This window comes from Cupriavidus sp. 01L46 (assembly GCF_056399905.1).
This window is the reverse complement of record NZ_JBFTSF010000365.1, coordinates 1-5,695: the sequence shown is the minus strand read 5'-3', so window position 1 is coordinate 5,695 and position 5,695 is coordinate 1. Positions and strand designations below refer to the sequence as shown.

Here is a 5,695-nt window from a genome sequence, read left to right as displayed (position 1 = left end):
CAACGGCATGGCACCGTCCCGAGAGATCCTCGTGTAGTCTCCCTACCCGTCACCTCCTGCTACACGGTTCAATTTAGCCATGGGGCAATACCTCCAAATTGCAGTCCGAGCCTTCGGCGTCGGCGCCATCCTTGTGATCGTCGCCGTTGCCTCTCGGCAAGTATATCTGCGGGTCGCTGCTGAGGCTGGTAGTGCCGGCGGTGAAGAGGATCCTGCAGCAATGATGTTGATCCGATGCGAGGCCATGCACAGCCGCCTGCAGAATCGGCCTGTTTCCGAAGACACTGCAGATGCTGACGAGGCGCCGCGTGCCCGGTGTATGGAGTCCTGAATTCGCAGCAAATCTAAGCAGTCTTCAGTTCACGCTCCTTGTGTGACGCTAATGGGCCGTCCCGCGCGCCGGCCCTGGTTCGATCTGACTCCGGAATCACGGCGGCGCGTATGTGGCCGGCATGCGGCTGGGCCGGGACCTCCCCGCAAGCGCCCCTCGCACGCGCCCAGCCTTTGCGAATATCCCCCCCCAAGGGGGCTTACCGCTGCGGGGCGACAAGGTGAACATCAGAGGCGCGTCATGCCGAGCGGCAAGCGCATGCTGCAACCCTGGCGCGGCTGGAGGCCTGGCGGGCGGAGTTGGAGGCAGCTGGCCGTCCGCTGGTGGAGCTACGTACCCAATTCTCGACCGAACAGGAACGGGCCCGTGGCGGAAGGCCGGTGGCCAAGGGCCGATCACGAATGAAGAACCGGGTGCGCCGGCGCTCCCCCTCAACCCGCATGACGGTAACGATGGCAATGGAAATTGATCGGGCGGACGCGATCCGCTGGATCCGGGCGCAGATGCTCGAGTATGGGCTGACGATGGAAGAGTTGGAGGCGGCCGGGTGCTTTGCGCCGCCGCCGAGCCCGAGCCCTGTCTGCTACCGCAATGCAGAGGGGCTGAGTTGGGACGGGGCGGGCGAGATGCCGGACTGGCTGCGGCGGGCGGTCAATGCCGGGCAGACGGTAGAGTTTTTCCGCCTCGAGTAGCACAAGAAAGCGACCCTGCTAGTTTCGAGGCCTGCGACGGCGCCGAGAATTGGGCACGCCGAGGTGGGGTTCATGCTCGGTGGCGTGAGGTTGAGGGCATCCCAAGATTCGCCCAAACCGCTATCACATGCGCGCGTCCCTCGCGGTGTGGCGACAACTCCCGGGCGCCTGCCATGGCCCTTGTGATAGCGGGCACATCCCCTTCTCGCAAAAAATGAGCCGTGAACTGCCGGCCTAAACTTCCTTCGTGTCGAATATGAGCATGTCAACGCCGGCCTGGGCAAAATTGGCCACGTCAGCTGCTGCGGCGGCGCCCTCAGGCGAAGCCATTGCCTGCTGGAGCGCCGCCAGCGAATCAAAGCTCAGCACCGCAGCCAGGTGAAATGGCGAATCGCCGGCCGGGCTTGCAACCGAGCCGCTGCTGACCTCGTAGCGTCGCAGGCCGGCGATCTTCTTGGCGATCGGAACATGGGTCGAGAAGTAATAGGAATCGAACGCCGCCGTGTCCGCAGGCTTCTTGTATAGCACCACTAGCTTTGCCATCGTGGTTTCTCCAAACGTGAGTTAGATAGAGCCTGAGTTTGCTTATGTAGCTTTCCTATAGCGCGTGAACCCCATTTCCGTCAGGGCACGTATTGTCCGGTGCGCTTGATGCATAACGGTACAAAACTGTGGTTCGCAGCGGGTTCCGGCGTGGGTCGACAGGGGCATGGCTTGGGGCACGCGCTGTGGAACGTTACGGAGTCACGCCCCCCCGCCATTCCATCCTTCGGGGTCGGGAGCTTGATGGACAACTAGCTTCAGCTATTACGGCCGCTGTGCCGAGAGCGCTCCGTTTGGTCTTCGGTACAAGCTGACTGACTCTTAACGAATGCGGCGCACGGCTTCGAGCATGGAATGCCCCTGACTTGTCAGGCGGGGGTAGGCATCGCCGSTATCATGACCATGCTCCAACGTGACCAGCTTGTGAACCAACAAGGTGTCCAATTGCTCGGGCTCGAGGTCGTCGATCTCCTGCGTGTCRCCAAGYAGCAGTAGCGCGGCGATTTCATGCGGRCTTAGCATGTCGCCCTCCTTTGTCGTGGTTGGAATAAAGAACTACGACTGCTGCCCCGAGCTCGATTCCACAGTGGACGGTGGCGACGGCAGCGGGTCATCGGTGCGAGGAGCAGGGAGCGTGCACCGAACGGCCACAATAGACTTCTTTATCGCCGGCATCAAGTCAGATATATGCGGCAATGCCGCAAAGTGAAGCGGCGCCAGAGTATCGACAGGTGGTTGACGCGAGCACGGTATCAATCTGAATCGGCTGCCCATCTCCCATCTCCAAGGAGCGAGTCCTGATCGACGCTCGGCGCAGCCACCTTTACCGCTTGGCCCGCGCTGTTCATGTCGGCTTTGTCTGCATGACGGCGCACACCCTCGATGCCTACAGACTGCGCCAAATCGAGGGTCGGCCGGGATTCGCGAAAAACCCGCCAAATCCCTGGCAACCCGTTGATTGATCGAGGCAATCTAGCCCGCCCAGTACCCGGATGACATCCCCTGCTGCTATGTCGCGCTAAAGCCCTCTTTCTTGCGATCGCGCCCCGCAATGCCGCGCCAAACCGTGATCCACTCGGAAATACTGGGCGGCGAACGCGCCGAATACGGCGAGCAGATCGTCGTTTCTCTGTCGCGGCGGTTGGAGGCAGAACACGGCCGTGGCTTCAGCGCCAAGAATTTGCGGCACATACTGCGCTTTGCTGAGGCTTTCCGAGCGAGGACATTGTCTACGCACTGAGTAGACAATTGAGTTGGTTGAGCGCAGCGACGGGTGTCGCGAGCTGCGGTGTGTGCCTGCCGCTGGCGTCAAACTACTGGCCAAAGGCACGATCTACGTGGGCGGCGAGTGGGATGTTGCCTAAAACGTGATCACTGCGCCGGCGGCCGTGCCCGTGTGGCACGTGAATCTGCGGCTTGAGCGCTCGTTGACCGCCGGGGAGCTGGCGGCGCTGGGCAGCATCATCGTCGCACCGGAGCCGGGCTCGCCATATCGGGTGTGGGCCTAATTACTCATTTTTGGCGATTTCCATTCCATTGGGGCGGGGACAAAATAGCGCTCACCGATCATTTATTTCTACCCAATATTATCCTGAACAGGCCTGTATTACTTTGTTTGTGTGGTCAAATTTGTTCAATAATTGCCATGTCCTTCATTTAACAACTTTTAAGAGGTATTTATATGTTGGATGAGCACGCCATTGGTCTGATTGCGGGATGGGAGCGGAGCCTCGCCACGATGAAGTCACCATGGCGAGAGGCACAGAAGGACGAGATCCGAGCAGCACGGTCGGATGCTGCTAGCTCCCCACTGTTTTCCGCAGAGTACAAGCGACTTTTCATCGCCGAAATAGATCGGCTGCTCGCGCTCTGAATCTTGATTCGCCAATTCCTGCCGACCTTGGGCGGATTTTTCATGCTCGCGTGCGAGTTGGCCACGCCGTATAGGGTGTGGGCCTGAAGATACTTGTCTGGCCCGACCAATTCTCTACAATTACCATGCGCAGTTGTCGCGCGGCGCGCGCCCGAGAGTAGGGGAGGGGCTCGCCAGTATCGATAGTTATGCTTGGGACACATGACGAGATCTGGAGGCAACTATGTATCCGCATGAGCGCACTCTGGTGGTGATCTATCCACTTGAATCGGGCGAATGGTTTTTCGCTGAAGTCAGCGGGGCAGGTGTAATTCACTTCGGGCCATTCGAGTCCGAGGATATGGCGAAAGTTCTAATCTCGGATATGTATCCGGAAACGCCAATTGTGGAGTTGCCCGCGCAATCCACGAAGCTGGATAACGACGCTGTGACGATCTTGGGATACGCCGCAGCACAGCAACCAACGGTTCATGAGGACGCCGGCGAGTAGCCGCGTCAGCAGCCATAGACCACCAGCCACCTTCGGGTGGCTTTTTCATGCCCATTTCATGCGCAAAAAAAAAGACCGGACCGCGCGGGGGCRTCCAGTCCGATCCTGCGCAGCGGCGCGAAAGGTGAAGCAGCTACCGCTGCGAGGCGAGAAGTTAAACATATTAAATTCTGATATAGGCGACGTCTAATTCATCTGTTGTTGTATGCCAACGCTTAATTCCGATTCAAAGCCCGTAATGTGCTGATTTATTCATTTTTTGAGTCCACATGGACCTACAAGCCTTTGCCGGCCTTCGCTATTGCAGGCCTCCAATCGATAGATTGCCAAGCAAGTAGGATCGCACTCGGCTCACTGGACACCGTGTTCAATGAACGGGCAGAGCGCGGCTGGTTGCTGGAGACGGCTACGGCGGCACGTCGGCGCCTGACGGGACCCGATCGGTTGCTCGACAAATGGGTCACCAACTATCCGACGATTCTCCGGCCGCGACTTGACGCTCGGCGTTTCGCAGCACCGGAGCCCGATTGGTGGCGGGACATGTCGCTCGCGGAATTGAAGAGTGTCTACTGGGGCGGGGAAGTCGCAGCCGAGATGGTGACGGCCTATCTCAGACCCGAAACCCAGACGCTATATGTGGTACCAGAGCACAGTTGAGAAGGCGTGAAGGACTTCGTGCAAACGCATCGACTCCGTCCGCAGACAAACGGCCCCATTGAGATCTTCGATGCGTCTTGGGAGCATCAAAGTAGCAACGCAAAGCAGCCAGAGCTAGCCCCGGCCGTATCGGTTTATGCAGATCGCACGGCAAGCCTCAGTTCCCGGAACCAGGAAGTTGCGGCGAAAGCCGCAAAGCAGAAATCCGGCATGTACTCGATCAATTCTGACAGGCCGCTCGACTCGACTACTGTGGCGATTCTCCGCACGGTGGATGGTGTCCCAAAGCACGGGACCTGACCCACTTCGGGGTGGGAGCCACGGCAAGAGATATCCTTCTGACCCATTTGCATGGTCTTAGAGCCACCCGGGCGACCAAGGGTGTTGATATCGCACTTGCAGTCGAGAGCTGGACACACTTCGACGARATCCGGGACGAGCTAAGTCGGATCGCAGGTTTTCGGGTATCGGATGACATCCAACACCGTCTTTGCTATCAGGTCGCCCGCCAAGGGCCAAAGTACCTACGGGCAGGATCAGGCGACGTCCTCATGCGGCCCTTCACCGCGGCCGAGCGGAAAGTCGGGGCGTGGAGTTGCAAAGCCACGCGCAAGCCGCGGCGATTCCGGTCTCGTCTACCGAGATAGTACCGATCACAAGCCTCATCATGCATCTTCACAAATTAGTACAGCACGCGATAAGTCGACTGCACTAGGCCGGACGGAAAGTGCCGGCTCGATTCAAGCGCCAGACTGACGTCGCGCGGCAGGGCGCCGAACAATGGTCTGCCTGCCCCGATCAACACCGGCACGGTGGTGACCACCAAATCAGCGATCAATCCGTCGCGCAGAAACGACTGAACCAACTGACCGCCATCGACGTACACGCGACGCGCGCCCGCAGCCTCCAGCTGCTTCATCGCATCCGTGGGCGTGCTATCCGCGAACCGCACCTTTCCCTGCAGCCTCTCCGGCACGGGCTCGCCAGCCAATTGCCGGGACAGCACCAGAACGGGCTTGTCGTAAGCCCATTCGCCCAGCGTGAGGATTTTTTCGTAGCAGCCTCGGCCCATAACGATCGCGTCTTTGTCGGCGATGAAGGTCAGATAG

6 protein-coding genes and 1 pseudogene are annotated in these 5,695 nt (G+C 59.3%); 5 read left to right on the top strand and 2 right to left on the bottom strand.

All coding sequences use genetic code 11. The annotated features are described in order from the left end of the window. Positions 1-783 precede the first annotated feature (783 nt). Entirely contained in the window at positions 784-1,023 is a 240-nt protein-coding gene (locus AC1DS3_RS34380; RefSeq protein ID WP_477109492.1) for an H-NS histone family protein, read from the top strand. A gap of 234 nt (positions 1,024-1,257) precedes the next feature. Here the strand turns inward: AC1DS3_RS34380 and AC1DS3_RS34375 are convergent, their stop codons facing one another. Beyond that, on the bottom strand, positions 1,258-1,566 hold the full coding sequence (locus AC1DS3_RS34375; protein ID WP_441639642.1) for an EthD family reductase: 309 nt from the start codon (positions 1,564-1,566) through the stop codon (positions 1,258-1,260). Positions 1,567-2,617: 1,051 nt separating this feature from the next. On the opposite strand from AC1DS3_RS34375, the gene AC1DS3_RS34370 reads away from it, so the two are divergent. The 4 genes and pseudogenes from AC1DS3_RS34370 (at position 2,618) to AC1DS3_RS34355 (ending at position 4,886) form a co-directional block, all read left to right on the top strand. After that, on the top strand, positions 2,618-2,806 hold the full coding sequence (locus AC1DS3_RS34370) for a DUF1016 N-terminal domain-containing protein (protein ID WP_441639680.1): 189 nt from the start codon (positions 2,618-2,620) through the stop codon (positions 2,804-2,806). Between the two features lie 127 nt (positions 2,807-2,933). Further along, a complete protein-coding gene (locus AC1DS3_RS34365) occupies positions 2,934-3,074 on the top strand; it encodes a hypothetical protein (protein WP_441639681.1) in 141 nt (46 codons plus the stop codon). 588 nt (positions 3,075-3,662) lie between these two features. Next, on the top strand, positions 3,663-3,929 hold the full coding sequence (locus AC1DS3_RS34360) for a hypothetical protein (protein WP_441639682.1): 267 nt from the start codon (positions 3,663-3,665) through the stop codon (positions 3,927-3,929). A gap of 240 nt (positions 3,930-4,169) precedes the next feature. Continuing rightward, positions 4,170-4,886: pseudogene (locus tag AC1DS3_RS34355) on the top strand (type IV toxin-antitoxin system AbiEi family antitoxin). A 382-nt stretch (positions 4,887-5,268) separates the two neighbouring features. Here the strand turns inward: AC1DS3_RS34355 and AC1DS3_RS34350 are convergent. Next, a partial coding sequence (locus AC1DS3_RS34350; protein WP_477128932.1) for a dihydrofolate reductase family protein occupies positions 5,269-5,695 on the bottom strand: 427 nt, incomplete at its 5' end.

Bases quoted from the DNA above. Each gene is read 5' to 3' on its own strand.
- AC1DS3_RS34380 (WP_477109492.1), top strand. From the start codon at position 784: ATGGCAATGGAAATTGATCGGGCGGACGCGATCCGCTGGATCCGGGCG.
- AC1DS3_RS34375 (WP_441639642.1), bottom strand. From the start codon at position 1,566: ATGGCAAAGCTAGTGGTGCTATACAAGAAGCCTGCGGACACGGCGGCG.
- AC1DS3_RS34370 (WP_441639680.1), top strand. From the start codon at position 2,618: ATGCCGCGCCAAACCGTGATCCACTCGGAAATACTGGGCGGCGAACGC.
- AC1DS3_RS34360 (WP_441639682.1), top strand. From the start codon at position 3,663: ATGTATCCGCATGAGCGCACTCTGGTGGTGATCTATCCACTTGAATCG.